The sequence below is a fragment of the Yeosuana marina genome (assembly GCF_011762485.1).
Lineage (GTDB): Bacteria > Bacteroidota > Bacteroidia > Flavobacteriales > Flavobacteriaceae > Yeosuana > Yeosuana marina.
The window spans coordinates 119,660-145,592 of record NZ_JAAKGI010000027.1; the positions used below are offsets into that span (position 1 = coordinate 119,660).

The following is a 25,933-nucleotide window of genomic DNA, read 5'->3' on the forward strand; positions in this document are numbered from 1 at the left end:
AAATTACTTATACCTCTTTAATGCAACTAGTGTTTATCTAATGAAATTTACAGCACAACAAATAGCAGAAATTTTAGAAGGTGAAATTGAAGGGAATACCGAAGTAGAAGTTTCTAAATTAGCTAAAATAGAAGAGGGCACAGAAGGTTCGCTAACATTTTTAGCGAACCCAAAATACACGCCTTATATATACTCAACAAAAGCATCAATAACCATTGTTAATAAATCTTTTAAACCTGAAAATAAGCTTGATACGACCTTAATTCGTGTCGAAGATGCTTACAAGTCGTTCTCAAGATTGCTTGAATATTATAACTTAATTAAACAAAACAAAACAGGCATAGAACAACCAAGTCATATTTCTGGCGATGTGGTTTATGGCGAAAACATTTATATTGGGGCGTTTTCTTATATAGGAGATCATGTTAAAATAGGTAATAATGTAAAGATTTTTCCAGGAACTTATATAGGAGACAATGTTGTTATAGGAGATCATACCATTATTTTCTCTGGCGCAAAAATTTATTCAGAAACTATCATTGGTAATTATTGTGTTATAAACTCAGGCGTCATTATAGGAGCTGATGGTTTTGGTTTTGCACCTGGTGATAATGGTGAATATAGTAAAGTACCGCAAATAGGAAACGTTATTCTTGAAGATTTTGTTGATATTGGCGCTACAACAACCATCGATAGAGCAACTTTAGGATCTACTATTATCAGAAAAGGGGTTAAATTGGACAATCAAATTCAAATAGCGCATAATGTTGAGATTGGTAAAAATACAGTGATTGCAGCGCAAACAGGTATAGCTGGTTCTACAAAAATTGGTGAAAATTGTGTAATTGGTGGTCAAGTAGGCATCGTTGGCCACTTAACAATTGGTAATAATGTTAAAATACAAGCGCAATCTGGTATTGGGCGTAATGTAAAAGATAATGAAGTATTACAAGGGTCTCCAGCGATTGCTTACGGAGATTATAATAAGTCGTATGTTCACTTTAAGAACCTACCAAAGATTATTAAAGATATTAATGAAATAGAAAAAAAAATACATGGCAATAGTTAATACTGAAATAAAGCAAAAAACCATAAAGAAAGAAATTTCTTTATCAGGTGTTGGCTTACACACAGGAAAAAACGTGACTCTTACTTTTAAACCTTCGAAAGCTAATTCCGGATTAGCATTTAAACGGATTGATTTGGAAGGGTCGCCTGTAATTGAAGCGGACGCAACTCTTGTAACCAATACAGAGCGAGGGACTTGTTTGGAAAAAAACGGGGTTACTATTCAGACATCAGAGCATGTGTTGGCAGCTCTGGTAGGCATGGATGTAGATAACGTAATTATTGAATTAGACTCTTCTGAACCTCCAATTATGGATGGTTCTTCAAAATTCTTTGTAGAAGCTATTGAAAAAGCAGGCATAGTGGAACTTGATGCTTTTAGGGAAGAGTTTATTATTTCAGATGTTATTTCATATACAGATGAAGAATCAGGAAGTGAAATTTTAGTGATGCCGTCCAAAGAATACCAAATTACAGCCATGGTAGATTTTGGCACGAAAGTCTTAGGAACCCAAAATGCGACCTTAAATAAAATATCAGATTTTAAGAAAGATATTTCAAATTCAAGAACCTTTAGTTTTTTACATGAAATTGAAATGCTTTTAGAGCATGGTTTAATAAAAGGGGGCGACTTAAATAATGCGATTGTTTATGTAGACAAAGCCTTATCTCCAGAAACACTTGCCAAACTTAAAGTAGCCTTTAAAAAAGACAATATCGCCATTAAACCAAATGGGATTTTAGATAATTTAACCTTGCATCACCCAAATGAAGCTGCAAGGCATAAGTTATTAGATGTTTTGGGTGATTTAGCCCTTATAGGAACCCGAATTAAAGGTAAAGTAATAGCTAATAAACCAGGTCATTTTGTAAACACTCAGTTTGCTAAAAAGATGTCTAAAATCATTAAAAATGAAAGACGCAATAATGTGCCTAAAATTGATTTGAATTTACCGCCTTTAATGGATGTTAATCAAATTATGGCCATGTTGCCTCATAGACAACCTTTTTTATTAATTGATAAAGTGTTTGAGCTTACAGACAACTATGTAATTGCTACCAAAAATGTGACAATGAATGAGTCCTTTTTTGCTGGTCATTTTCCTGGAGCACCAGTAATGCCAGGTGTTTTAATTGTTGAGGCTATGGCGCAAACAGGGGGCGTTTTAGTATTGAATACAGTACCAGATCCAGAGAATTATTTAACCTTTTTCATGAAAATGGATAATGTTAAATTTAAGCAAAAGGTTGTGCCAGGAGATACGTTAATTTTTAAGTGTTCATTGATAACCCCTATTCGTCGCGGAATTTGTCATATGCAAGGTTACGCTTATGCTAATGGTAAACTTTGTGCAGAAGCAGAACTTATGGCTCAAATATCTAAAGTAAAGTAATAAAGAATATTTTAAGTAGTATACCTGTTCTAACAATTATTTTATTAAATACATTTCAGACTTAAATGAATTAAAACTTTAAAAATGAACCAAGCAATAACTATTATTTTCTATAAAACGAAAACATTAAATTGCGAACACATTTTTACCGCTTTATCAAAATCAAAATTATAAAAATGAACCAAGCAATAACTATTATTTTCTTTAAAACGAAAACATTAAATTGCGAACACATTTTTACCGCTTTATCAAAATCAAAATTATAAAAATGAATCAACCATTAGCATATGTACATCCAGGAGCAAAAATTGCAAAAAATGTAGTTATTGAGCCTTTTACAACTATAAATAATAATGTTACCATTGGAGAAGGCACTTGGATAGGTAGTAATGTTACCATTATGGAAGGCGCAAGAATAGGAAAGAATTGTAATATTTTCCCTGGTTCAGTGATTTCTGCCATTCCGCAGGATTTAAAATATAATGACGAAGACACCACTGTGGAAATTGGAGATAATGTGACCATAAGAGAATGTGTTACGATTAATAGAGGTACTGCAGATAAAATGAAAACTGTTATTGGTAATAATTGTTTAATTATGGCCTATTGCCACATTGCACATGATTGTGTTGTTGGGAATAATTGTATTTTTTCAAATAACAGTACGTTAGCGGGACATATTAGCATTGGAGATTATGTGGTTTTAGCAGGTATGACAGCGGTTCACCAATTTGTTTCCATTGGAAATCATGCCTTTGTTACTGGAGGTTCATTAGTAAGGAAAGACGTGCCACCGTATGTTAAAGCGGCTCGAGAACCTTTATCGTATGTTGGAATAAATTCTGTTGGACTCAGAAGGAGAGGGTATACTTCAGATAAAATTAGAGAAATTCAAGATATTTATAGAATACTTTACCAAAAAAATTATAATAACACTCAAGCTTCAGAAATTATTGAAGCTGAAATGGAAGCAACACCAGAGCGTGATGAGATTCTTCAATTCATTAAGAACTCGCATAGAGGTATCATGAAAGGCTACTTCAAATCAAATTAAAAAAACTAAAAACGACTTTATAAATTAATATATGGCAACTACAAGTGATATTAGAAACGGATTGTGTCTTAAATACAATAATGATATTTACAAAATAATTGAATTTTTACATGTAAAGCCGGGAAAAGGTCCGGCTTTTGTAAGAACAAAAATGAAAAGTGTAACCAATGGGAAAGTTATAGACAACACCTTTTCAGCGGGTCATAAATTAGAAGATGTGCGTGTAGAAACTCATAAATTTCAATTTTTATATAATGATGGGGAATATTATCATTTTATGAATCAAGAAGACTATACGCAAATTCAATTAACGGAAGCAGCATTAGACAATCCTAGTTTGATGAAAGAAGGCGAGGTCGTTACTGTGATTATTAATACCGAAGACAATATGCCTCTTTCTGTTGAAATGCCTGCAAGTGTTGTTCTTGAAGTAACTGCTACTGAACCTGGTGTAAAAGGGAATACAGCAACGAATGCTACAAAACCTGCTACAGTTGAAACTGGAGCGATTGTAAATGTTCCTTTATTTATCAACGAAGGTGATAAAATTAAGGTAGAAACAGACAAGGGAACCTATAAAGAACGTGTTAAAGAATAACTTTCATTGAAATTTCCAAAACCACATACCTTAAAACAAATTGCAAAACTGATTGATTGTGATTTTGTTGGTGACGAAAACTTTTCAGTTTTAGGAATGAACGAAATACATGTTGTTACCCCTGGTGACATTGTATTTGTTGACCATCCAAAGTATTATGACAAAGCTTTAAATTCAGCAGCAACCATTATTTTAATTAATAAAGAAGTTGAATGCCCTGAAGGAAAAGCATTATTGATAAGTGACGATCCTTTTAGAGACTTCAATAAACTTACCAATCATTTTAAACCGTTTATTGCATCACAATCATCCATATCAGATTCAGCCATTATTGGAAAAAACACTGTGATACAACCTAATTGTTTTATTGGGCACAATGTTGTTATTGGTGATCACTGTATTATCCATTCAAATGTCAGTATTTACGATGATGCCGTTATTGGTAATCACGTCACCATTCATGCAGGGACTGTTTTAGGGGCTAATGCATTCTATTATAAAAAACGTTCAGAAGGCTATGACCGTTTAAAATCATGCGGACGTGTTGTTATTGAAGATCATGTCGATCTAGGAGCGCTGTGCACCATTGACAGAGGCGTAACAGGCGATACTATAATTGGAGAGGGCTCTAAACTTGATAATCAAATTCAGATAGGACATGATACCGTTGTGGGTAAAAATTGTTTAATAGCCTCTCAAGCGGGTATTGCTGGCTGTGTGATAATTGAAGACGATGTAACTATTTGGGGGCAAGTTGGCTGCACAAGTGGCATCACTATTGGCGAGAAAGCTGTAGTGCATGCGCAAGCTGGAATTAGTAAATCGTTAGAAGGTCATAAAACCTATTGGGGAACGCCTGCTCAAGAAGCAAGAATTGAACTTAAAGAAATGGCATCTATAAAGCAAATCCCTAATATTTTATCAGAACTCAAAAAAATAAAATAAAATAGTTTAAAACAAATTTCAATAAAGTATTTTTGTAGTAGTTTTAGTTAAATAATAAAAGAAAAATGAGCGTTTTAGTAAACAAAAATTCAAAAATAATAGTTCAAGGGTTTACAGGTAGTGAAGGTACTTTTCATGCTGGCCAGATGATAGATTACGGCACCAACATTGTTGGAGGTGTAACACCTGGTAAAGGTGGTCAAACCCATTTAGATAAGCCGGTTTTTAATACTGTCTTGGAAGCTGTAGAGCAAGTAGGTGCAGACACAACCATTATTTTTGTTCCACCAGCATTTGCTGCAGATGCAATCATGGAAGCTGCCGATGCAGGGATTAAAGTTATTATTACAATTACAGAAGGAATTCCAGTTGCAGATATGATTAAGGTTGCTGAATATATTCAAAATAAATCATGCCGTCTTGTGGGACCTAATTGTCCGGGAGTTATTACTCCAGATGAAGCAAAGGTAGGTATCATGCCCGGATTTGTATTTAAAAAAGGCAGAGTAGGTATTGTTTCAAAATCTGGAACACTTACATATGAAGCTGCCGATCAAGTTGTAAAACAAGGATTAGGAATTACAACTGCGATAGGTATTGGAGGGGATCCAATTATTGGAACCACTACCAAAGAAGCGGTTGAATTATTAATTAATGATCCAGAAACTGAAGCCGTTGTTATGATTGGTGAAATAGGTGGTCAATTAGAGGCAGATGCTGCAACTTGGTATAAAAATAGCGGAAGTAAAAAACCCATTATAGGATTTATTGCTGGCGAAACTGCTCCTGCAGGACGTACTATGGGACATGCCGGTGCTATTGTTGGTGGTAGTGATGATACAGCACAAGCAAAAAAGAAAATCATGAAGAATTGTGGTATTCATGTGGTTAATTCACCTGCTGAGATAGGAAAAAAAGTTGCAGAAGTATTAGCTTCTTTATAATCACAACAAAATATTTTTAAAAACCTTACAATAAATCTTGTAAGGTTTTTTATTTGATACAATTTGTATTTGCTATCTTTGATAATCAACAAAACATTACAATTAAATTAAATATCCATGACTAAAATTTATTTATAAAAAAGAATAAGTCTTTGGATGTTGCATCTAGTCAATAAAAAATAAACACATGAAACGAGCATGCTAAAAGCTTTATCATCCAAAAGATTGATTATTAGCAAACAGCATGCGTCTGTTAAAAAACAATAAACATAAACACATGAAATTATTAGAAGGAAAAACAGCAATTATAACAGGCGCTAGTAGAGGTATAGGTCGTGGTATTGCTCAGGTTTTTGCCCAACAAGGCGCCAATGTAGCTTTTACATATAGCTCATCTGTTGAAGCAGCCAATGAATTGGAAACAGAATTGAATGCCCTTGGAATTAAAGCTAAAGGCTACAAAAGTAATGCTGCTGATTTTAACGAAGCTCAGAAATTAGCTGACGAAGTGGTTGCAGAATTTGGTAGTATTGATATTTTAATCAATAATGCGGGTATTACTAAAGATAATTTGCTGATGCGTATTAGTGAAGAAGATTTTGATTCTGTAATTGAAGTCAATTTAAAGTCAGTTTTTAACATGACCAAAGCTGTGCAAAGAACAATGCTTAAACAACGTAAAGGATCGATTATCAATATGAGTTCTGTTGTTGGTGTTAAGGGTAATGCTGGGCAAACTAATTATGCTGCTTCCAAAGCCGGAATTATTGGATTTTCAAAATCTGTAGCTTTGGAATTAGGTTCAAGAAATATAAGAAGCAATGTGATTGCTCCAGGTTTTATTGAAACTGAAATGACAGCGAAGCTTGATGAAGAAGTGGTCAAAGGATGGCGCGCAGGAATTCCTTTAAAACGTGGAGGCACTCCTGAAGATGTAGCTAATGTATGTGTCTTTTTAGCAAGCGATTTAAGTGCGTATGTCACTGGACAAACAATTAATGTTGATGGAGGAATGCTAACATAGTTAATGACAATTACTACGCTATTATATATTATCATTGCCGGAATTATAGCGCTATTATTAGCCTTTTTCCAATATAAATACCATAAAAAAAGCATGTCTAAATTGAACATGCTTTTTTTGTTGTTAAGATTTGTTACGTTGTTTTCTATACTATTACTAATTATAAATCCGAAATTTGAAAATACAACGTTTTATAAAGAAAAGCCGAATTTAATTCTTGCAGTTGATAATTCAACCTCCATAAAACATTTAAAACAAGATGGTAACCTTCTATGTTTATTAAAAACTATAAAAGAGAATAAGGAACTTAACACGAAGTTTGATATTACTACCTATACCTTTGGCAATACTTTAAAGGCAACCGATTCAATAACCTTTACAGAACAAGAAACGAATATAGATAATGTATTCAATCAATTGTCTCAAGTTTATAAAAATGAGACAGCGCCCATGCTTTTAATTACAGATGGAAATCAAACGTATGGTAATGATTATCAATACACGGCATCAAATTATAAGCATCCTATATATCCAATAATTTTAGGCGATACAGTAACCCATACAGATTTAAGTATTCAGCAGTTAAATGTTAACAAATACGCCTTTTTAAAAAATCAATTTCCTGTAGAATGTATTGTTGTATATAATGGTAACAAGGCTATTAATTCTCGTTTTGAAGTACGTTCAGGAAAAAAATTGGTATATTCTGAATCCGTTAGCTTTTCAAAAAACAACAATTCAAAACTAATAAACTTTACGCTACCCGCAAATAGAGTTGGGGTCGATACCTATAAAGCTACAATTACTCCAATTAAAAATGAAAAAAACACAATCAATAATTCTAAAGTATTTGCTGTTGAAGTTATCGATCAAAAAACAAATGTTGCTATAGTTAGTGATTTTCCGCATCCAGATATTGGAGCCTTAAAAAAGAGCATTGAAAATAATGAACAACATAGTGTAACTATTTTAAAACCAAATAGTTTTTTAGTCCAAAAAAATGATTTTCAATCAGTTATATTATATCAACCAAACAATACATTTAAATCTTTGATTGAATCTCTAAAAACCGATAACAAAGGTGTTTTTATAATTATTGGAACAGATACAGATTTACGTTTTTTAAATTTAAATGCAACATATTTCTCACAAGAAATAACAAATCAAACAGACGATGTTCAAGCTGAATTAAATAAAAGTTATGCTCCTTTTATTATTCAGGATATAAACTTTGAATCGTTTCCGCCTTTAAAGTCAAAGTTTGGAGAGGTGTCCTTCACCATTCCTTTTGAAACCATTTTATATCAGAAAATTGATTCTAAAACATCAACAAAACCATTGCTTAGTACGTTTGAAGTTACTGGTAAACGAGAAGCTGTTTTATTTGGCGAAGGAATCTGGCAATGGAGAGCGCAAAGTTTTATAGATAATAAGTCGTTTGCTGCTTTTGATAATTTTATTAATAAAATCATTCAATACCTTTCTACGAACAAACCTAAAAAACGATTGACTATTGATTATGAATCGTTTTATAATGGTAATAATGGCATTACCATTAAAGCTGAGTTTTTTGATAAAAACTATAATTTTGATAATCGTGAAGGGCTTGAAATTACTGTAAAAGATTCTCTTTCCAATAAAAAACAAACATTTCCTTTTATTCTTAAAGACAATATGTATCAGGTTGATTTAAGTAGTTTAAAGCCATCAGAATATAGTTTTGTTGTAAATGCTTCTAATGAAAACATATCGCAATCAGGGCATTTTAAAATATTAGAATATAACGTTGAGCAACAATTTTTAAATGCCAATGTAACAAAACTGCAACAAGTTGCTACTAATAGTTTAGGTAAAAGCTATTTTATCGCACAAAATCAATCATTAATAACTGATTTACTACAGGACAATAGATACCAAACTATACAAAAAAGCCATAAAAATACCATACCTTTGATAGATTGGAAATATCTACTCTTTTTAATAGTCTTAAGTCTAACTATTGAATGGTTTTTAAGAAAATATAACGGATTAATCTGAGCATAGACAAAAAATGAACATAGATACTAAAACTGCTATTGTAACTGGATCATCATCTGGAGTTGGAGCTGCCTCTTGTATTGAATTTGCAAAAAGGGGGTGGAATGTAGTTATAAACTATTCTCAAAATAAAAGCGAAGCTTACAAGATAGAAGCGACATGTAAAAGTTTTGGAGTAGATACTCTGGTATGTCAAGCAAATGTAGCTAAAGAAGAAGATTGCAAAAGAATGGTAGAAGATACAATCAATACTTTAGGTAGAATTGATGTTTTAGTTAATAATGCTGGAACCACTAGATTTTGTGATTACGGTAACTTGGAAGGGCTAGATAAAAAAGATTTTCAAGATCTTTACGAAGTTAACGTTATTGGAGCCTATCAAATGGTGAAATTTGCAACGCCATATTTAAAAAAGGTTAATGGTGCTATTGTTAATATATCTTCTATTAGTGCTATATCTGGTGTAGGAAGTTCAATTGCTTATGCAGCATCTAAAGGCGCCTTATCTACTATGACACTTTCACTTGCTCATGCACTTGCTCCAGAGATTAGAGTAAATGGTGTCTGCCCAGGTTTTATCCAAACTAGATGGACTAAAGGCTTTTTAGGAGATAGATATGAGTCTGTAAAGAAAAGTATTGAAAAAGCTTCTCTTATAAATAAAACCTCATTGCCTGAAGATATTGCTAGAGGTATTATTTATTTAGCAGTGGATGCAGTGACAACATCTGGTCAGCTATTAACAATAGATGGTGGACAGTTAGTAAATCAAGGTAAAATCTAATCATTTGTAATTCAATAAGGCAACAAAAATGCCGTATCTTTGATAAATATAGGAAATACTCACACTTTTTTGGGGTTTTTAGTTTATCAATAAAGTGATTTTTAAGAAAATATAACGGACTAATATAAATTAACAATAGATTATGGAAAAATTACCAAAAATAGGAATACCAATTATTATTGCTGCCATCATACTAATTGTGGTATTGGCAAAATCTGCTGTAACCATAGATTCTGGTGAAGCAGGCGTATTATTTGAGACCTTTGGAAAAGGTGTTGTAACAGATGAACCTCCAATGGGTGAAGGGTTTCATCTAGTTGCGCCTTGGAATAAGGTATATGTTTACGAAGTTCGTCAACAAGAACTTTTTGAAAAAATGAGAGTACTATCTTCAAACGGTTTGGAGATTCAAATTGATGCATCTGCTTGGTATGAGCCGGTTTATAACGACTTAGGACATTTACACCAATCGCTTGGTCAAAATTATTTAGATCGAGTTATCAAACCAGCTATTAGAAGTGCTGCAAGAAGCGTTGTAGGTCGTTACACCCCAGAGCAATTATATTCAAGTAAACGTGACATTATTCAAGATGAAATTTTTATAGAAACTAAGAAAATTCTTGAAAAACAGTACGTGCAATTGAATGAAATATTGGTACGTGATGTAACCTTGCCAGCTACGATTAAAACAGCTATTGAACGTAAGTTAAAGCAAGAACAGGAATCTTTAGAATACGAATTTAGATTAGTGACAGCGCAAAAAGAAGCTGAAAAAGTAATTATTGAAGCCAAAGGTAAGGCTGAATCTAACAGAATATTGAGTGCCTCGTTAACAGATAAAATTTTGCAAGATAAAGGTATCGACGCGACTATTAAATTAGCCGACTCACCTAATAGTAAAATTATAGTTATCGGTTCTGGTGATAGTGGGTTACCTTTAATCCTAGGGAATCAATAACTGATAAATAAGAATTATTTTAAAAAGGCAGAACCTAAAGAAGGTTTCTGCCTTTATTGTTTTAGCTATTTTGATAAAAACACGGTTGAGATAGTAGCAAGTTCATCTTCGTTTAATGAGGATGTTTTTCTAAGTTTGTCTATAAATAATGACACTTCTTCTTTAGAAACAGGACAACCTAAATTATTCCCCTTCAAATCAAAAGAATCATCTAAAAACTTTCCATTCTCATCAAAGAACAACCAAAAAGGAATGCCGGAATTAGAACCTTTATATTGCGCTAATAAATCTTCCGCACCAGGGTTTTCTAGTTTCTTATTGGCAGAAGTTTCTTTAACCACTAAGTGCTCAATAACATAATTCTGGTCAAACAAGTCTTTACAGGCTAAATCATTCATTTTACGATCCATTTTTTTACACCAACCACACCAAGAAGCATGAAACATTATAAAAACGTTTTTGTTTTCTTTTTGAGCTTGCGCCGTTGCTTTTATTAAAATATCTTTAGAAGATTCTTGAGTAAATCCATTATGACTGCTCATCATAAAGAACATAATTGCGATTGATAACAATCTTGGTTTCATAATTTTTATTGAATTAGGTAAATATTTATGATTACTTGAATTTTAATGCATATTACCTAAAAATATTCAATTTCTAAAAAATTAAAACCAAATATTTGCATACATTCATTTAAATTTTAGATATTTGCTACGATTAAAAAAGAAATTATGAGTTTTATTCAAAATCATCACCATCATTTTCAAATTTGCCCTCAAGCGAAGTGAAAATGTATTGAATAAATTCAACATATATTTTAAACCCGTTTGAGACAATCAAACGGGTTTTATTTTTCCCGTTAAAACGGGAATCTTTTTATCCCGAAAACGGATAACTTTTAAATTAACAAAAATGAGTAAATTAAGAATTGCAGTACAAAAATCAGGTCGTTTACACGACGAATCTATGGAACTACTAAAAGATATAGGTATTTCCATCGATAATGGTATCGATCAATTGAAGGCATCCGCAAGGAATTTTCCAGTTGAAGTTTTTTATTTGAGAAATGGCGATATTCCTCAATATCTAAAAGATGGCGTTGTTGATGCAGCCATTATTGGCGAAAATGTGCTTATCGAAAAAGGAGAAGGTATTAATATTGTTGAAAAATTAGGATTTTCTAAATGCAGAGTTTGTATTGCGGTGCCAAAAACTATGGACTACAAACAAATTAGTGATTTAGATGGAAAGCGTATTGCAACGTCATACCCTAATACCATTCAAAGCTATTTAGATAAAAATGGCATTAAAGCAAATCTGCATATTATTAACGGTTCTGTTGAGATAGCTCCAAACATTGGATTAGCCGATGCTATTTGCGATATTGTTTCCAGTGGAAGCACCTTATTCAAAAATAATTTAAAAGAGGTCGAAATGATTCTAAAATCTGAAGCTGTTTTAGCGGTTTCTCCTGTTTTAGATGATGAAAAACAAGCGATTTTAGATAGAATTCAGTTCAGAATCAAATCGGTTCTAAAAGGTAGAGAATCCAAATATGTGCTTCTTAATGCACCAAATGATAAGGTAAAAGATATTATTAATGTGTTACCAGGCATGAAAAGTCCAACGGTGTTGCCTCTAGCCGAAGTAGGATGGAGTTCAGTTCACTCTGTTATTAGTAAAAACGAATTTTGGGATGTTATTGATGAATTGAAGGCTAATGGGGCACAAGGAATTCTGGTATGTCCAATTGAGAAAATGGTATTATAGATAAAGAATTATGCAAATAATTAATAATCCAAATAAAACCCAGTGGCAAGAAATATTGCAACGCCCAACGCAAACCGTTGATGACATTGAAGCAACGGTGAATCAAATTTTTAAGGAAGTTATGCAGCAAGGTGATGAGGCGATTGATAAATACACCTTAAAATTTGATGGCATAACGATAGAATCAAATATTGTAACGACCGAAGAAATTGAAATAGCAATTTCTAAAGTATCTGATGACCTTAAAAGCGCCATCCAAGTTGCTAAAAACAATATTGAAGTATTTCATAAGGCTCAAAAAACAACTAAAATAGACGTAGAAACAACCAATGGCGTGCATTGCTGGCAGGAAAAACGTCCTATTGAAAAAGTGGGTTTATACATTCCAGGAGGTACAGCACCTTTGTTTTCAACCGTATTAATGTTAGCTGTTCCAGCCCAAATAGCAGGATGCAAAGAGATTGTGTTGTGTTCGCCACCAAATAAAAAAGGAGAGTTAGCACCTGAAATTCTATTTGCAGCGCAATTATGTGGCGTCACTAGAATCATTAAAGTTGGGGGTATTCAGGCGATTGCGGGATTGACTTTTGGAACAGAAACGATACCAAAAGTGTATAAGATTTTCGGACCAGGAAATCAGTTTGTAACGGTTGCCAAGCAATTAGCAACAAAATATGGCGTTGCTATCGATATGCCTGCAGGACCAAGTGAACTATTAGTCGTTGCCGATGAATTTGCGAATGCCTCATATATTGCTTCAGATTTATTAAGTCAAGCAGAACATGGTACCGACAGTCAGGTGATTTTGGTATCGACATCGAAAAAGCTAATGGATTCAGTTTCCTATGAAGTCGAAAAACAACTCAACAAACTTCCGCGAAAGGCGATTGCCGAAAAAGCCATAGCAAATTCAAAGCTTATCTACATTGAAAATGATGAGCTTGCACTGGAAATAATAAATGAATATGGTCCAGAACACTTTATAATCTGTACTAAGAACGAAGATTATTACGTAAATGGCATTATGAATGCAGGGTCGATTTTTATTGGAGATTACACCCCGGAAAGTGCAGGAGATTATGCTTCTGGAACAAACCACACCTTACCAACGAATGGGTTTTCAAAAGCATATTCAGGTGTGAATTTAGATAGTTTTGTAAAAAGTATGACCTTTCAGAAAATTTCGAAAGAAGGTTTACTAAACATTGGCAATACAATTGAACTTATGGCCGAAGCCGAAGGCTTACAGGCTCACAAAAATGCGGTTTCAATAAGATTAAAGGATTTGAAATCATGAATATTCAGAATTTAATACGACCAAGCATCAAGGCTTTAAAACCGTATTCATCGGCGAGAGATGAGTTTCAGGGGGTTCCTTCAGATATGGTGTTTTTAGACGCGAATGAAAATCCGTTTGAAAATGGCGTAAATCGTTATCCAGATCCGCATCAAAACAAATTAAAAGTTCTATTGTCTGAAATTAAACAAGTTCCAACCCAAAGCATCCTTTTAGGGAATGGCAGCGACGAAGTTTTAGATCTTATCTTTAGAATGTTTTGCGAGCCTAACAAAGACAACGTTATTATTTTGCCGCCAACCTATGGCATGTACGAGGTTTTGGCTAATTTAAACGCCATTGAAACTATAAAAGTTCCATTATCAGATACTTTTGAGCCAAAGGTTGAAGATATTTTAAATGTTGCTAATATCAATAGCAAACTGTTGTTTTTATGTTCACCAAACAATCCATCAGGGAATAGTTTTCAATCAAAGGCTATTGAACGTTTGTTAAAAGAATTCAACGGTATCGTTGTAATTGATGAAGCCTACATAGATTTTTCAAAGGAACAAAGTTGGTTAAATAGGTTAGAAGAATTCCCTAATTTGATTATAACTCAAACATTATCAAAGGCTTATGGAATGGCAGGAATTCGTTTAGGATTGTGCTATGCGTCTCAAGAAATCATTTCGGTTTTAAACACCATTAAACCGCCTTATAATGTGAATGAATTGACACAACAAAAAGCGATTGAAAATTTGTCTCAACCCAATTTAGCAAAAAATCAAATTGCCGATATTCTTTATGAGCGTGATGTTTTAATAAATGAACTGAAAAAAATACGTTTTGTTTCAAAAATGTATCCTTCCGATGCTAATTTTGTTTTAATAAAAGTTGATGATGCAAACAAACGTTATGATCAACTTATTTCAAAAGGCATTGTAATTAGAAACCGAACCACGCAATACGGTTGTGAAAACTGTTTACGAATTACCGTAGGCACCGTTTTTGAAAATAAAAGATTAATTAAAGTATTGCAACAAATTCAAAGTGAGTAACTTATGAAAAAAGTATTATTTATAGATCGAGATGGTACGATTATAAAAGAACCCGCTGATGAGCAGATTGATTCATTTGAAAAGCTTCAATTTTATCCAAAAGTATTTCAATACTTAGGAAAGATTGCAAAGGAACTCGATTACGAAATAGTAATGATTACCAACCAAGATGGTTTAGGAACCGATATTTATCCCGAAAACACCTTCTGGCCGGTTCATAATTTTATTATTAAAACCTTTGAAGATGAAGGCATCGTTTTTCAAGAACAATTTATCGATAGAACCTTCGCAAAAGATAATGCACCAACACGAAAACCAAATACTGGTTTGCTAACGAAATATTTTTCAGAGGATTACGATTTAGAAAACTCGTTTGTGATTGGCGATAGGTTAACCGATGTTGAATTGGCGAAAAATTTGGGTGCAAAAGGTATTTTCATAAACGACGAAACACATTTAGGAGTAAATGAAATTACTATAAAGCGCGAAGAACTAAATAATTACATCGCCTTAGAAACGAACGATTGGGCAAAAATTTATGCCTTTTTAAAAGCCGATGATAGAAGTGGTGGTTTAATAAGAAACACCAACGAAACTAAAATAGCCATTCAATTAAATCTTGACGGTACAGGAAAAAGTAAAATCAACACCGGGATTGCTTTTTTCGATCATATGTTAGACCAAATCGCACGTCACGGACAACTAGATTTAAAAATAGAAGTAGATGGCGATTTAGAAGTTGATGAACACCATACCATCGAAGATACTGCCATTGCTTTAGGGGAATTATTCAACAAAGTATTAGGTAATAAATTAGGGATAGAGCGTTACGGATTTTGTTTACCAATGGACGATTGCTATGCGCAGGCTGCCATCGATTTTGGCGGTCGAAACTGGTTGGTTTGGGAAGCCGATTTTAAACGCGAAATGGTTGGTAAAATGCCTACCGAAATGTTTTATCATTTCTTTAAATCGTTTACCGATGGTGCGAAATGTAACTTAAACATTAAAGCTGAAGGTACGAATGAACACCATAAAATAGAAGCTATCTTTAAAGCTTTTGCGAAAGCTATTAAAATGGCCGTAAAACGCGATATTGAAAAAATGATTTTGCCATCAACAAAAGGAATGCTGTAAATTGGTTTGTAGTTCTTTGCTGTTAGCCATCAGCTAATTGCTAAAAACCAAAAACTAAAAGCCAATAGCAAAAGCTAAAAGAAATGAAGTTAATTATTATAAATTATGGAGCTGGAAATATTAAAAGTATTCAGTTTGCCTTTAATCGTATGGGAATTGATGCAATTTTATCTAATGACCCAGATGAGATTCTTGCTGCGGATAAAATTATATTTCCGGGAGTGGGAGAAGCTAGTAGTGCTATGAATATGCTTAAACAAAGCGGATTAGACATACTAATTCCACAGTTAAAACAGCCTGTTTTAGGCATTTGTCTGGGCATGCAACTTATGTGTAATAGGACAGAAGAAGGCAATACTAAAGGTTTAGAGATTTTCAATACCGAAGTTAAACGCTTTTCAAATACTGTTAAAGTACCACAAATGGGGTGGAACGTAATAAAAAATTTAAAGTCCGATTTATTTTCGGGTATTAAAGAAAACGAATACATGTATTTAGTTCATAGTTATTATGCTGAACATTGCAATCAAACCATTGCAGCGACAGATTACGGACTTAATTACGCTTCAGCTTTGCAACATAATAACTTTTATGGAGTTCAATTTCACCCAGAAAAGAGTAGTTTAGCAGGAGCAAAGATTTTAGAAAATTTCATCAATTTATAGCGTGAATTTTAGCCTTTAGCAATTTGCTAATGGCCAATAGCTTAACACTAAAAAGCTTAAAATAGAAATGAGAATTATACCAGCCATAGATATTATAGACGGAAAATGTGTTCGTTTAACTAAAGGTGATTACGATACAAAAAAGGTTTATAATGAAAATCCGCTTGAAGTTGCCAAAGCATTTGAAGCCTCAGGAATAGAATATTTACATTTAGTTGATTTGGACGGAGCAAAGGCGAATCACATTGTTAATTATCGCGTTTTAGAGCAAATCGCAGCAAAAACAAGCTTAAAAATTGATTTTGGTGGCGGACTCAAAGCTGATGAAGACTTAAACATTGCTTTTAATTCAGGAGCGAAACAAATTACAGGAGGTAGTATTGCAGTGAAAGACCCGGAGACTTTCGAGAGTTGGATTTCAAAATATGGTGCTACTAAAATTATTTTAGGTGCAGATAGCGATAACGGTAAAGTTTCAATTAGCGGTTGGATGGAACAAAGTAAAGAAGATGTAATACCATTTATAAAAGCCTATCAGCGAAAAAGTATTCAATATGTAATTTGTACAGATATCTCGAAAGATGGCATGCTGGAAGGGCCTTCCGCGGAGTTATATAAGCAAATTATTGATGAATGTTCGAATAGTAGTAGCGGACAATCTATTAAACTCATTGCTTCTGGTGGTATTTCAACGATTGAAGAAATTCCGATGTTGAAAGAATTAGGTTGTGAGGGTGTTATTATTGGAAAAGCTATTTACGAAAATAGAATTAGCTTAAAACAACTTGAAAAATATGTATAAATATTGTAAAGTAAAATGATAAGTATTTAAAACTTTTCACTTTTACTTTTCGCTTTTTACTTGAAAGAATGTTAACAAAACGAATTATACCATGTTTAGATATTAAAAACGGACGCACCGTAAAAGGCGTAAATTTTGTGGATTTGCGTGATGCAGGTGATCCTGTGGAATTAGCAAAGCAATATGCTGATATGGGGGCAGATGAATTGGTATTTTTAGATATTTCTGCAACGTTGGAAGGTCGTGCCACAACCTTAGAAATGGTGTTACACGTGGCTGAGCAAGTAAATATTCCCTTTACAGTTGGTGGCGGGATTTCGTCTGTTGAGCACGTAGATGCTTTGTTGCATTGTGGAGCGGATAAGGTTTCGATTAACTCCTCGGCAGTGAAACGACCTGATTTGGTTAATGAATTGGCTGATAAATTTGGAAGTCAGTGCGTGGTGGTAGCGATTGATGCAAAAGAGGTCGATGGACAATGGAAAGTGCATTTGGCAGGCGGCAGTATTCCAACAGAAATTAATTTATTTGAATGGGCAAAAGAAGTCGAACAGCGGGGTGCAGGTGAAATTTTATTCACGTCTATGAATCACGATGGCACTAAAAATGGCTTTGCAAATGAAGCGTTGGCTAAGTTGTCTTCAGAATTAAATATTCCTATAATAGCTTCGGGAGGCGCAGGAAACGTACAGCATTTTATTGATACGTTTAAAGAAGGAAAATCTGATGCGGCTCTTGCGGCAAGTGTGTTTCATTTTGGTGAAATTCCGATACCAGAATTAAAAAAAGAATTGAGAAAAAATCATATAGAAGTAAGAATATAATCGTCATTACGAGGAGGAACGACGAAGTAATCTTAAAGTTGAAACAAAATATATCAAATCGATTGTCAAATCACTAGAAAGTAATTGGTAATCATATTTTAAAATCATGGAAATAAAATTTAACAACGACGGATTAGTTCCAGCAATTATTCAAGATGTCACAACAAAAAATGTGTTGATGCTAGGTTATATGAATGAAGAAGCGTACCACAAAACCGTATCGACAAGACAAGTCACTTTTTTTAGTAGAAGTAAGCAACGATTATGGACAAAAGGTGAAGAAAGTGGTAATTTTTTAAATCTTGTTGATATTAAAAACGATTGTGATAACGATACGCTTTTAATTCAAGTAAATCCAGTTGGACCAACCTGCCACAAAGGAACCGACACGTGTTGGGGAGAAGAAAATAAATCTAACTATGGATTCTTTTCAACGTTAGAAGATGTGATTACCGAACGTATTGCAAATAAAGATACCAATAAATCTTACGTTGCGAGTTTATTTGCGAAAGGTATTAATAAAGTTGCTCAAAAAGTAGGTGAGGAGGCTGTTGAAACTGTTATAGAAGCTATGGATACTAACGATGAGTTATTTATTTACGAATCAGCAGATTTAATGTTTCATTACCTCATGTTATTACAAGCAAAAGGGTTTACATTAAAAGATATTGAAGAAGAGTTAAAAGGACGACATAAGTAAGTTCAAACAACAAGACATTAGAGAAATCTAACGCCTTGTTGTTTGCAAATGATATTTAGATTATGAAATCCAGCCTTTAATCTGCGATTTATTTGAAAACCACACTAAAAAGATACCAATTACAAGGACCGTTATAGGCATAATAGCACCTCCGGGCCCATAAACCTCAGAGGCATTACTCATGAATAAATTGTAAATCATCTGAACTATAATTCCGAGTAACGAAATTAGCAAGACAGGTTTTGCCCATCGCTTTCTAAACAATAGTAATAAGCACCCTAAAGCTCCTCCCCAAACAGCAAAAGCGAATGCAGCTGTGGCCCAAGCGGGAATATCTGTATACAGAGCTTGTTCTGCTTCTGGTAATGCTTTTAAAACATCATCAGACATATAAGCCTGACTTAAATAAGCCATAACTCCCATGATATTCCAAATAAGAGCAATAACACTTACAATCCAAAACCAAACAGGCGGTTTATTTGAAAAATTCTCAGTCATAATAAATAGTTTAGTTGGTTAATAATTATACAATTTATAAAATTTTTGTCATACTTAATAAAATGACTTACTTTCAAATCCTTAAAAAAAAAATATTCAAACGTTTTGAAGAAACACTTTTACCTTGTAACTGTTCAGTTTTTAGGTTACCGATTTCACGGTTGGCAAAAACAGCCTCATTTAAAAACGGTTCATTTAATGATTGACAGAACTTTAAAATTTATTCTTGAAGATCAACCTTTTAAAACTTTAGGTTCTGGGCGAACTGATGCTATGGTGTCCGCTCAAGAAGCGGCATTCGAGTTGTTTCTAGAACAGCCGTTAGATGATTTGGAATCTTTTTTACAACTATTTAATCAGAATCTTCCGCAAGATATTAGAGCCTTAACCATTAAGGAGGTTGATTCTAGTTTTAACATTATTAATAATTCAAAACTTAAGGAATATTTATATTTGTTTACGCACGGCACTAAAAATCATCCCTTTTGCGCTCCTATAATGACAACCATTTTGGATTCTCTTGATATTGAATTAATGAAAAAAGGAGCAACCTGTTTTGAAGGGTCTCATTTTTTTAAAACATATTGTTATAAAGCAACTAATGAGGGCGTTTATCATAGAACCATTGAAACCTGTGAACTCATTGAAAACACCATGTTTACTGCTAATTTTTTTCCTGAGAAAAGCTATATATTAAGAGTCCGCGGAAAAGGATTTATGCGTAATCAAATCCGGCTCATGATGGGTGCATTAATCAAATTAGGAAGAGGAGATATCACTTTAGAATATATTCAAGAAAGTTTAAAACCAGATAGTAAAGAAGTAATGGATTATATAGCTCCTGCTTCAGGGTTAATTCTTAATAAGATTGATTTTACTTAGTTTACTTCATTTAACTATCGGTTCTTGTTTTTAATAAATATAGTATTAGCATGTTAATTGTACAACACTTAACAAAAAACATGTAACAGACTATAAGGAGTTTAGGGTCATCTTTGTATAAGATATTTAGTAAAGCCGAAGTTTCTAGATACACGTTATAAATTTAACTCTAAAACAAACCCATGAAAAATGTAATAGTATTGATTGCAATACTTCTGTCAGTAAATTTATTTGCTCAAGAAGCACCAACCGAAGTAAAAAAAGAAACCGAAGTAAAAACCATTAAAACAAAAGATGCAGATAAAACTACCGAAAAAAAGATAAAAGTTGTTACCAGCGAAACAGCTTCAGTTGAATTGGATAAAAAGGATAAGAATAAGGTAAATCAAGATCGTATTGGAGCGACAAAGAAAGTTGAAAAAACAGTGAGTATTGATAATGATGACGATAACAATTATGATGTTTTATCCCAAGAAACGTATTATATTTTAGGTGAAGAAAACTATAGGTTTACTCCTAATGAAAAAGGTTTCGATATCACTTTTGATAAAAATAAAGATAATAATCATTTCATTAAAGTTGGAAAAGCTTGGACAACAAGTAACGATAGTTATTACATTTTAAACGGCGAGATACATTCAGGTATTGGTTATTTTGATTCTAACGGAAATTTTGCTGTGGAATACTTCAATAAAGAAACAAATCAAGTTGAAGTAAAAACATATATGAGAAATTAATATTTGAAAAAAATGTTAACTAATAATAAAAGTCCCGTTTCATTCGGGACTTTTTGTATTTTCGGAAAATAATAAAGGATAATATCAATGAATACAACTATTTCAGCATCTGTGCTAGAGTTCTTAAAAAAATTAGAAAACAATAATAATAGGGACTGGTTTAACGAGCATAAAAAGGAATTTAAATCTATTGAATCAGATGTTAAAAAGGTCTATTCAAGGCTTTTTGAACTCCTGAAAACACATGATGATGTTGATACATTCAAGATATTTAGAATTTATAGAGATGTTCGTTTTTCAAAAAACAAGCTACCCTATAAAACCCATTTTGGTGGTTCGTTTAATAGAGTGAAACCAAATTTAAGAGGTGGGTATTATGTTCATATTCAACCTAATAACGAAAGTTTTATTGCTACAGGTTTTTGGGATCCTAATAAAGATGATTTACTTAGAATTAGAAAAGAGTTTGAAATGGATGACCAAGAGATTAGGGAAATTCTTAATAATAAAAACTTGAAAAGTGTTTGGGGAGAATTACAAGGAGACGAATTAATTACTGCTCCAAAAGGATTTGATAAAGAGCATAAAGCTATTGACCTGATCAGGAAGAAACAATTTATTTTTACTAAAAAATTTACAGATAATGAGGTGTTAAACCCTAATTTTATTAGTTCGGTAAACGATGCTTTTAAAGTAATTCGTCCATATTTTGATTATATGAGCGATGTACTAACCACGGATTTAAATGGCGTGTCTATTATATAATTTCGGTAATTAAATACGTTTTATCATTAAAAACAAAACGACTATTAACTATTTTGTTTTTAAGTAGTTGCCCAATAGGAGACTGCAAAGAGATGGCATAATAAGTCTCGCCCTCTAAATCAATTTTACCAATACTAGTAGATATATAAAAATGAATACTGTCTGTTTTTACGATGCTACCCAACACCACATCTTTGAATTCAATATTTGTTTTTATAAGTTTTAAATACTCTTTTGTTTTTTGAACATTATTTAAGTATTCTATATTTTTTTCTAAATCATTAAATAATTTTCCATTGCCGGAATCATCGTCTTCAGTGTTGGATTTGTCATTGCTAGCAATAGAATCTTTAATTAATTCGATTTCATTCTTGTAATCTGTTATACGTTTATCAACGTGCTCATTACAAATTTGCAAAAGTAATTGCTTTGTTTTCATTAAAACTATACTGCTTTTAAAAACTCAGGTCTTTCAAGCAGCTGAATATTGCTAATTAAGCGCTCTTTTACAATTTGCATCATTCGTTTGTTTAAGGCTGAAGAATTCTGAATATAAAGTTTGTATTCATCAACTGTAAAGAGTCCTATCACAATTCCTTTTAGTGAATTACGAAACTTAATGTCTTTTTGAATGGCATTTTCGATATAATGAATGCGCTTTTCAATCGATAAATCGTAAAAAGCACCTTTATGCTTGTTGGCGTAATTTTTAAAGACTTCATTAAATAAATCATTTTGTAACTTAACAATGGGTCGAATTACTAAATTTTGGAATCGTTCATCACTACTCATCGTGTCATTAATTGTAGCTGATGAAATCTCGGGGCGAATACTTTCTAGGTTGATTTGTCTTGTGTTCATGACATTAGATTTTTAATAAAATTATTGATTAATAAAATGCTATCTAATTATTGGTTTTATAGTTTTTAACTAGTTTATCAACAATTGTAATTTCATACCTTTGTAATTGATTCTAATTATTTCGAAAAAAACACTAAATATATGAAGTTTGGCAGTGTCAATAATCCCGAACAGATAGACTTTACTTTACCAAAAGATCATCCAAAAACAAAGATTATTTTAAATAGATTTTTAGATGATAATGTGCCCGAAATTTATGTAGGCTGTGCTAAATGGAATAAAGCAGATCTTAAAGGATTTTATCCCAGAGGAACTAAAGACGAATTAGTTTATTATGCATCGCAGTTTAATTCTGTTGAATTAAACGCTACATTTTACAGAATTTTTCCTGCCGAACAATTTGCTACTTGGTATGATAAAACACCCAAAGGGTTTAAATTTTTCCCCAAACTAAATCAAGAAATTAGTCATTGGAAACGATTACAAGGCACTAAAGAAGTTGTTGAGCATTATCTTTACAATGCTTCTAATTTAAAAGAAAAACTAGGCACCGTTTTTTTACAAATGCACAATAATTTTAGTCCGAAAGACTTTAATAAGGTTGTAGATTTTGTTGAAAATTGGCCTAAAGATATCCCGCTAGCTGTTGAGTTTAGGCATACCGATTGGTATAATACCAAGGAAATTGCAGAGGATTTATATGAGTTATTAGAAAGCAACAATATTTCGAATGTGATTGTTGATACTGCAGGAAGGCGAGATTTAATGCATATGCGTTTAACCAATGCAACGGCCTTTGTAAGATATGTTGGAGCTAATCATGCAAGTGATTACAACCGATTGGATGATTGGATTTCACGAATAAAAGATTGGAAAGAACAAGGGATTAAAGAAATTGATTTTTTTATCCATCAGAATATAGAAAAAGAATCGCCATTACTTTCGGCTTATTTTATTAGAAAACTAAATCAAGAATTGGGCTATTCTTTAACAATTCCCAATAACGATTCGCAACAAAAATTATTATAAAAATTATCTATGAAATTTCATACTAGAAAATGGGTAAAACCAGAAGATTTAAACCCAAATGGAACCTTATTTGGAGGTCGCTTGTTAGAATGGATTGATGAAGAAGCTGCTCTTTACACCATTATTCAATTAGAAAATCAAAAAGTAGTCACCAAATACATGAGTGAAATCGACTTTAAGTCGTCTGCACGGGAAGGCGATATTATAGAAATTGGTATTGAAGTGGTTAAATTTGGAAAAGCTTCTTTAACGCTTAGTTCTGAAGTTAGAAACAAAATGACTCACGAAACTATTATCACCATATCTAACATTGTAATGGTTAATTTGGGTGAAGGCGGCAAGTCGAAACCACACGGAAAGACGGAGGTTGAATTTGTTGAAGACCGGTTAAAGTAAAAATGTAAAATTCTGCCTTTAAAATTTATAAGCAAAACTATCGATTCTGTTGAGATAAAATCGATTTAAATCGAATACATTAATAATCTTATAAAAATGAATTGCAAATCGGCTTAAATTTTGTTATATGCTGAAAAAAAAGGTAGTTTTTCCTAAATTTGAGGACTTTTGCAAGTAACATGGCTTATTAGCAAAAGCGTTATCTAAATTTAAAATCAAATTAAAATTTTTTATGAGCAAGACATTGTTTGATAAAGTATGGGATTCACATGTAGTAAGGAAAATTGATGGTGGTCCAGATGTGTTTTTTATAGACCGTCATTTTATTCATGAAGTTACCAGTCCGGTTGCATTTCTTGGATTAAAAACTAGAGGGTTAAAAGTGTTATATCCAGAGCGTACATTCGCTACTGCCGATCATAATACACCAACTATCAATCAACATTTACCGGTTGAAGATCCATTATCTGCTAATCAATTAAAAGCCTTAGAAGATAATTCTAACGAATACGGCATTAGTCACTGGGGATTAGGTCATCAAAAAAATGGTATTGTTCATGTTGTTGGTCCAGAAAACGGAATTACTTTTCCTGGAGCAACTATTGTTTGTGGAGATTCTCACACCTCGACACATGGTGCTTTTGGAGCCATTGCTTTTGGTATTGGGACTTCAGAAGTTGAAATGGTATTGTCTACACAGTGTATCATGCAACCAAAACCTAAAAAAATGCGCATTAATGTAAATGGGCAATTAGGAAAAGGGGTAACGCCAAAGGATGTTGCGTTATATATTATTTCACAATTATCAACCTCTGGAGCTACTGGTTATTTTGTAGAATATGCAGGTGATGTATTTGAAAATATGACTATGGAAGGTCGTATGACCGTTTGTAACCTTTCTATTGAAATGGGAGCACGTGGCGGAATGATTGCGCCAGACGACACTACTTTTGCGTATTTAAAAGATAAGCCGTTATCGCCAAAAGGAGAGGCTTGGGATGAAGCTGTTGCACAATGGAAAACTTTAAAAACAGATGCTGATGCGACGTTTGATAAAGAACTAACATTTAACGCCAGCGATATAGAACCTATGATTACCTACGGAACGAATCCGGGAATGGGAATGGGTATTTCTAAAAACATACCAAATGCAGAAGCTGTTGAAGGCGGTGTTGCAACCTATAAAAAATCGTTAGATTATATGGGTTACGAAGAAAACGACGCCATGATTGGCAAAAAGATTGACTATGTATTCTTAGGAAGTTGTACCAACGGTAGAATTGAAGATTTTCGCGCTTTTGCATCGATTGTTAAAGGTAGAAAAAAGGCAGATCACGTTACGGCTTGGTTAGTTCCTGGTTCTCACGAAGTTGAGGCATTGATAAAAGAAGAAGGTATTTTAGATATTATTACAGAAGCTGGATTTGTTTTAAGACAACCTGGTTGTTCGGCGTGTTTAGCAATGAATGATGACAAAGTGCCTGCTGGAAAATATGCAGTGAGCACATCTAATAGAAATTTTGAAGGGCGTCAAGGTCCTGGTTCAAGAACGTTATTGGCGAGTCCGTTAGTTGCTGCTGCTGCTGCGGTAACAGGCGTTGTAACCGACCCGAGAGATTTACTATAAAAATAGCTAATAGCTTTTAGCTGTTTGCTATTAGCTAAAAAAATGACTAATTAATAAAAATTGCCAAAGGCGAATGGCTAGTGGCAAAAGCTAAAAA

At 33.1% G+C, this 25,933-nt stretch carries 28 protein-coding genes; 24 read left to right on the plus strand and 4 right to left on the minus strand.

Translation table 11 applies throughout. The annotated features are described in order from the left end of the window. The first annotated feature begins 40 nt into the window (after window positions 1-40). The 10 genes from lpxD (at window position 41) to G5V56_RS14880 (ending at window position 10,806) form a co-directional block, all read left to right on the plus strand. Window positions 41-1,069, plus strand: coding sequence for a UDP-3-O-(3-hydroxymyristoyl)glucosamine N-acyltransferase (gene lpxD / locus G5V56_RS14835; RefSeq protein ID WP_166966499.1), 1,029 nt, complete (start codon window positions 41-43; stop codon window positions 1,067-1,069). Continuing rightward, window positions 1,056-2,462 carry a bifunctional UDP-3-O-[3-hydroxymyristoyl] N-acetylglucosamine deacetylase/3-hydroxyacyl-ACP dehydratase gene (locus tag G5V56_RS14840; RefSeq protein ID WP_166966500.1) on the plus strand — a complete coding sequence of 469 codons (1,407 nt, stop codon included), beginning with the start codon at window positions 1,056-1,058 and terminating at the stop codon, window positions 2,460-2,462. Before lpxD ends, G5V56_RS14840 begins: the two co-directional genes overlap by 14 nt. Window positions 2,463-2,730: 268 nt before the next feature. After that, window positions 2,731-3,516, plus strand: coding sequence for an acyl-ACP--UDP-N-acetylglucosamine O-acyltransferase (gene lpxA / locus G5V56_RS14845; protein ID WP_166966502.1), 786 nt, complete (start codon window positions 2,731-2,733; stop codon window positions 3,514-3,516). 31 nt (window positions 3,517-3,547) lie between these two features. Next, window positions 3,548-4,114 (plus strand): elongation factor P, encoded by a 567-nt coding sequence (gene efp / locus G5V56_RS14850; protein ID WP_166966504.1) that lies wholly within the window; start codon window positions 3,548-3,550, stop codon window positions 4,112-4,114. Between the two features lie 6 nt (window positions 4,115-4,120). Beyond that, window positions 4,121-5,059: a UDP-3-O-(3-hydroxymyristoyl)glucosamine N-acyltransferase gene (locus G5V56_RS14855; RefSeq protein WP_166966506.1), complete on the plus strand. Its 939-nt coding sequence runs from the start codon at window positions 4,121-4,123 to the stop codon at window positions 5,057-5,059. A gap of 65 nt (window positions 5,060-5,124) precedes the next feature. Further along, window positions 5,125-6,003, plus strand: a complete 879-nt coding sequence (gene sucD / locus G5V56_RS14860) for a succinate--CoA ligase subunit alpha (RefSeq protein WP_166966508.1) — start codon at window positions 5,125-5,127, stop codon at window positions 6,001-6,003. A gap of 277 nt (window positions 6,004-6,280) precedes the next feature. Beyond that, window positions 6,281-7,027, plus strand: coding sequence for a 3-oxoacyl-[acyl-carrier-protein] reductase (gene fabG, locus G5V56_RS14865; RefSeq protein WP_166966510.1), 747 nt, complete (start codon window positions 6,281-6,283; stop codon window positions 7,025-7,027). Window positions 7,028-7,120: 93 nt separating this feature from the next. Further along, the gene (locus tag G5V56_RS14870) at window positions 7,121-9,064 is read left to right on the plus strand and encodes a VWA domain-containing protein (protein WP_317166433.1); all 1,944 of its coding nucleotides are present in this window, start codon (window positions 7,121-7,123) and stop codon (window positions 9,062-9,064) included. A gap of 13 nt (window positions 9,065-9,077) precedes the next feature. Further along, entirely contained in the window at window positions 9,078-9,848 is a 771-nt protein-coding gene (locus G5V56_RS14875) for an SDR family NAD(P)-dependent oxidoreductase (protein ID WP_166966514.1), read from the plus strand. Between the two features lie 142 nt (window positions 9,849-9,990). Continuing rightward, on the plus strand, window positions 9,991-10,806 hold the full coding sequence (locus tag G5V56_RS14880) for a prohibitin family protein (protein WP_166966516.1): 816 nt from the start codon (window positions 9,991-9,993) through the stop codon (window positions 10,804-10,806). A 65-nt stretch (window positions 10,807-10,871) separates the two neighbouring features. Here G5V56_RS14880 and G5V56_RS14885 read toward each other — a convergent pair whose 3' ends face one another. Beyond that, window positions 10,872-11,390 (minus strand): thioredoxin family protein, encoded by a 519-nt coding sequence (locus G5V56_RS14885; RefSeq protein ID WP_166966518.1) that lies wholly within the window; start codon window positions 11,388-11,390, stop codon window positions 10,872-10,874. Between the two features lie 328 nt (window positions 11,391-11,718). On the opposite strand from G5V56_RS14885, the gene hisG reads away from it, so the two are divergent. The 8 genes from hisG (at window position 11,719) to hisIE (ending at window position 19,041) form a co-directional block, all read left to right on the plus strand. Beyond that, window positions 11,719-12,576 (plus strand): ATP phosphoribosyltransferase, encoded by an 858-nt coding sequence (gene hisG, locus G5V56_RS14890; RefSeq protein WP_166966520.1) that lies wholly within the window; start codon window positions 11,719-11,721, stop codon window positions 12,574-12,576. Between the two features lie 10 nt (window positions 12,577-12,586). Next, on the plus strand, window positions 12,587-13,873 hold the full coding sequence (gene hisD / locus G5V56_RS14895; RefSeq protein WP_166966522.1) for a histidinol dehydrogenase: 1,287 nt from the start codon (window positions 12,587-12,589) through the stop codon (window positions 13,871-13,873). Next, window positions 13,870-14,913 (plus strand): histidinol-phosphate transaminase, encoded by a 1,044-nt coding sequence (gene hisC / locus G5V56_RS14900; protein ID WP_166966524.1) that lies wholly within the window; start codon window positions 13,870-13,872, stop codon window positions 14,911-14,913. Before hisD ends, hisC begins: the two co-directional genes overlap by 4 nt. A 3-nt stretch (window positions 14,914-14,916) precedes the next feature. Beyond that, window positions 14,917-16,050: a bifunctional histidinol-phosphatase/imidazoleglycerol-phosphate dehydratase HisB gene (gene hisB, locus G5V56_RS14905; RefSeq protein ID WP_166966526.1), complete on the plus strand. Its 1,134-nt coding sequence runs from the start codon at window positions 14,917-14,919 to the stop codon at window positions 16,048-16,050. An 83-nt stretch (window positions 16,051-16,133) separates the two neighbouring features. After that, complete coding sequence (hisH, locus tag G5V56_RS14910) at window positions 16,134-16,715, plus strand: imidazole glycerol phosphate synthase subunit HisH (RefSeq protein WP_166966527.1); 582 nt, start codon at window positions 16,134-16,136, stop codon at window positions 16,713-16,715. 67 nt (window positions 16,716-16,782) lie between these two features. Beyond that, window positions 16,783-17,517 carry a 1-(5-phosphoribosyl)-5-[(5-phosphoribosylamino)methylideneamino]imidazole-4-carboxamide isomerase gene (hisA, locus tag G5V56_RS14915; RefSeq protein WP_166966529.1) on the plus strand — a complete coding sequence of 245 codons (735 nt, stop codon included), beginning with the start codon at window positions 16,783-16,785 and terminating at the stop codon, window positions 17,515-17,517. A 68-nt stretch (window positions 17,518-17,585) separates the two neighbouring features. Next, entirely contained in the window at window positions 17,586-18,341 is a 756-nt protein-coding gene (gene hisF, locus G5V56_RS14920; RefSeq protein WP_166966531.1) for an imidazole glycerol phosphate synthase subunit HisF, read from the plus strand. Window positions 18,342-18,447: 106 nt separating this feature from the next. Then, on the plus strand, window positions 18,448-19,041 hold the full coding sequence (gene hisIE, locus G5V56_RS14925; RefSeq protein WP_166966533.1) for a bifunctional phosphoribosyl-AMP cyclohydrolase/phosphoribosyl-ATP diphosphatase HisIE: 594 nt from the start codon (window positions 18,448-18,450) through the stop codon (window positions 19,039-19,041). A gap of 60 nt (window positions 19,042-19,101) precedes the next feature. On the opposite strand, the gene G5V56_RS14930 is transcribed toward hisIE, so the two are convergent. Continuing rightward, on the minus strand, window positions 19,102-19,539 hold the full coding sequence (locus G5V56_RS14930; protein ID WP_166966535.1) for a hypothetical protein: 438 nt from the start codon (window positions 19,537-19,539) through the stop codon (window positions 19,102-19,104). A gap of 105 nt (window positions 19,540-19,644) precedes the next feature. Between G5V56_RS14930 and G5V56_RS14935 the strand changes: the two genes are divergently transcribed. From G5V56_RS14935 to G5V56_RS14945, 3 genes are all read left to right on the plus strand, one after another. Continuing rightward, window positions 19,645-20,421, plus strand: a complete 777-nt coding sequence (locus G5V56_RS14935) for a tRNA pseudouridine synthase A (RefSeq protein WP_166966537.1) — start codon at window positions 19,645-19,647, stop codon at window positions 20,419-20,421. Window positions 20,422-20,603: 182 nt separating this feature from the next. Then, on the plus strand, window positions 20,604-21,158 hold the full coding sequence (locus tag G5V56_RS14940; RefSeq protein WP_166966539.1) for a hypothetical protein: 555 nt from the start codon (window positions 20,604-20,606) through the stop codon (window positions 21,156-21,158). Between the two features lie 87 nt (window positions 21,159-21,245). Further along, a complete protein-coding gene (locus G5V56_RS14945; RefSeq protein WP_166966541.1) occupies window positions 21,246-21,923 on the plus strand; it encodes a DUF2461 domain-containing protein in 678 nt (225 codons plus the stop codon). On the opposite strand, the gene G5V56_RS14950 is transcribed toward G5V56_RS14945, so the two are convergent. Together G5V56_RS14950 and G5V56_RS14955 are read right to left on the minus strand one after the other, a co-directional pair. Further along, a complete protein-coding gene (locus G5V56_RS14950; protein ID WP_166966543.1) occupies window positions 21,916-22,362 on the minus strand; it encodes a hypothetical protein in 447 nt (148 codons plus the stop codon). The genes G5V56_RS14945 and G5V56_RS14950 overlap by 8 nt on opposite strands. 5 nt (window positions 22,363-22,367) lie before the next feature. Continuing rightward, window positions 22,368-22,784 (minus strand): glyoxalase, encoded by a 417-nt coding sequence (locus tag G5V56_RS14955; protein WP_166966545.1) that lies wholly within the window; start codon window positions 22,782-22,784, stop codon window positions 22,368-22,370. 141 nt (window positions 22,785-22,925) lie between these two features. Between G5V56_RS14955 and G5V56_RS14960 the strand changes: the two genes are divergently transcribed. The 3 genes from G5V56_RS14960 to leuC all read left to right on the plus strand — a co-directional run bounded on the left by G5V56_RS14960 (window position 22,926) and on the right by leuC (window position 25,836). Next, the gene (locus tag G5V56_RS14960; RefSeq protein ID WP_166966547.1) at window positions 22,926-23,813 is read left to right on the plus strand and encodes a DUF72 domain-containing protein; all 888 of its coding nucleotides are present in this window, start codon (window positions 22,926-22,928) and stop codon (window positions 23,811-23,813) included. 9 nt (window positions 23,814-23,822) lie between these two features. Then, the gene (locus tag G5V56_RS14965) at window positions 23,823-24,209 is read left to right on the plus strand and encodes an acyl-CoA thioesterase (protein WP_166966549.1); all 387 of its coding nucleotides are present in this window, start codon (window positions 23,823-23,825) and stop codon (window positions 24,207-24,209) included. 232 nt (window positions 24,210-24,441) lie between these two features. Beyond that, entirely contained in the window at window positions 24,442-25,836 is a 1,395-nt protein-coding gene (gene leuC, locus G5V56_RS14970) for a 3-isopropylmalate dehydratase large subunit (protein WP_166966551.1), read from the plus strand. The last annotated feature ends 97 nt before the right edge of the window (window positions 25,837-25,933 follow it).

Coding starts and splice junctions, on each gene's coding strand:
- hisH (WP_166966527.1), top strand. CDS start 16,134: ATGAAGTTAATTATTATAAATTATGGAGCTGGAAATATTAAAAGTATT.
- fabG (WP_166966510.1), top strand. CDS start 6,281: ATGAAATTATTAGAAGGAAAAACAGCAATTATAACAGGCGCTAGTAGA.
- lpxA (WP_166966502.1), top strand. CDS start 2,731: ATGAATCAACCATTAGCATATGTACATCCAGGAGCAAAAATTGCAAAA.
- G5V56_RS14840 (WP_166966500.1), top strand. CDS start 1,056: ATGGCAATAGTTAATACTGAAATAAAGCAAAAAACCATAAAGAAAGAA.
- G5V56_RS14955 (WP_166966545.1), bottom strand. CDS start 22,784: ATGAACACAAGACAAATCAACCTAGAAAGTATTCGCCCCGAGATTTCA.
- hisG (WP_166966520.1), top strand. CDS start 11,719: ATGAGTAAATTAAGAATTGCAGTACAAAAATCAGGTCGTTTACACGAC.
- leuC (WP_166966551.1), top strand. CDS start 24,442: ATGAGCAAGACATTGTTTGATAAAGTATGGGATTCACATGTAGTAAGG.
- hisD (WP_166966522.1), top strand. CDS start 12,587: ATGCAAATAATTAATAATCCAAATAAAACCCAGTGGCAAGAAATATTG.
- efp (WP_166966504.1), top strand. CDS start 3,548: ATGGCAACTACAAGTGATATTAGAAACGGATTGTGTCTTAAATACAAT.
- G5V56_RS14945 (WP_166966541.1), top strand. CDS start 21,246: ATGAATACAACTATTTCAGCATCTGTGCTAGAGTTCTTAAAAAAATTA.
- G5V56_RS14940 (WP_166966539.1), top strand. CDS start 20,604: ATGAAAAATGTAATAGTATTGATTGCAATACTTCTGTCAGTAAATTTA.
- hisIE (WP_166966533.1), top strand. CDS start 18,448: ATGGAAATAAAATTTAACAACGACGGATTAGTTCCAGCAATTATTCAA.
- G5V56_RS14880 (WP_166966516.1), top strand. CDS start 9,991: ATGGAAAAATTACCAAAAATAGGAATACCAATTATTATTGCTGCCATC.
- lpxD (WP_166966499.1), top strand. CDS start 41: ATGAAATTTACAGCACAACAAATAGCAGAAATTTTAGAAGGTGAAATT.
- hisF (WP_166966531.1), top strand. CDS start 17,586: ATGTTAACAAAACGAATTATACCATGTTTAGATATTAAAAACGGACGC.
- G5V56_RS14870 (WP_317166433.1), top strand. CDS start 7,121: ATGTCTAAATTGAACATGCTTTTTTTGTTGTTAAGATTTGTTACGTTG.
- hisA (WP_166966529.1), top strand. CDS start 16,783: ATGAGAATTATACCAGCCATAGATATTATAGACGGAAAATGTGTTCGT.
- G5V56_RS14875 (WP_166966514.1), top strand. CDS start 9,078: ATGAACATAGATACTAAAACTGCTATTGTAACTGGATCATCATCTGGA.
- hisC (WP_166966524.1), top strand. CDS start 13,870: ATGAATATTCAGAATTTAATACGACCAAGCATCAAGGCTTTAAAACCG.
- hisB (WP_166966526.1), top strand. CDS start 14,917: ATGAAAAAAGTATTATTTATAGATCGAGATGGTACGATTATAAAAGAA.
- G5V56_RS14965 (WP_166966549.1), top strand. CDS start 23,823: ATGAAATTTCATACTAGAAAATGGGTAAAACCAGAAGATTTAAACCCA.
- G5V56_RS14950 (WP_166966543.1), bottom strand. CDS start 22,362: ATGAAAACAAAGCAATTACTTTTGCAAATTTGTAATGAGCACGTTGAT.
- G5V56_RS14930 (WP_166966535.1), bottom strand. CDS start 19,539: ATGACTGAGAATTTTTCAAATAAACCGCCTGTTTGGTTTTGGATTGTA.
- sucD (WP_166966508.1), top strand. CDS start 5,125: ATGAGCGTTTTAGTAAACAAAAATTCAAAAATAATAGTTCAAGGGTTT.
- G5V56_RS14960 (WP_166966547.1), top strand. CDS start 22,926: ATGAAGTTTGGCAGTGTCAATAATCCCGAACAGATAGACTTTACTTTA.
- G5V56_RS14885 (WP_166966518.1), bottom strand. CDS start 11,390: ATGAAACCAAGATTGTTATCAATCGCAATTATGTTCTTTATGATGAGC.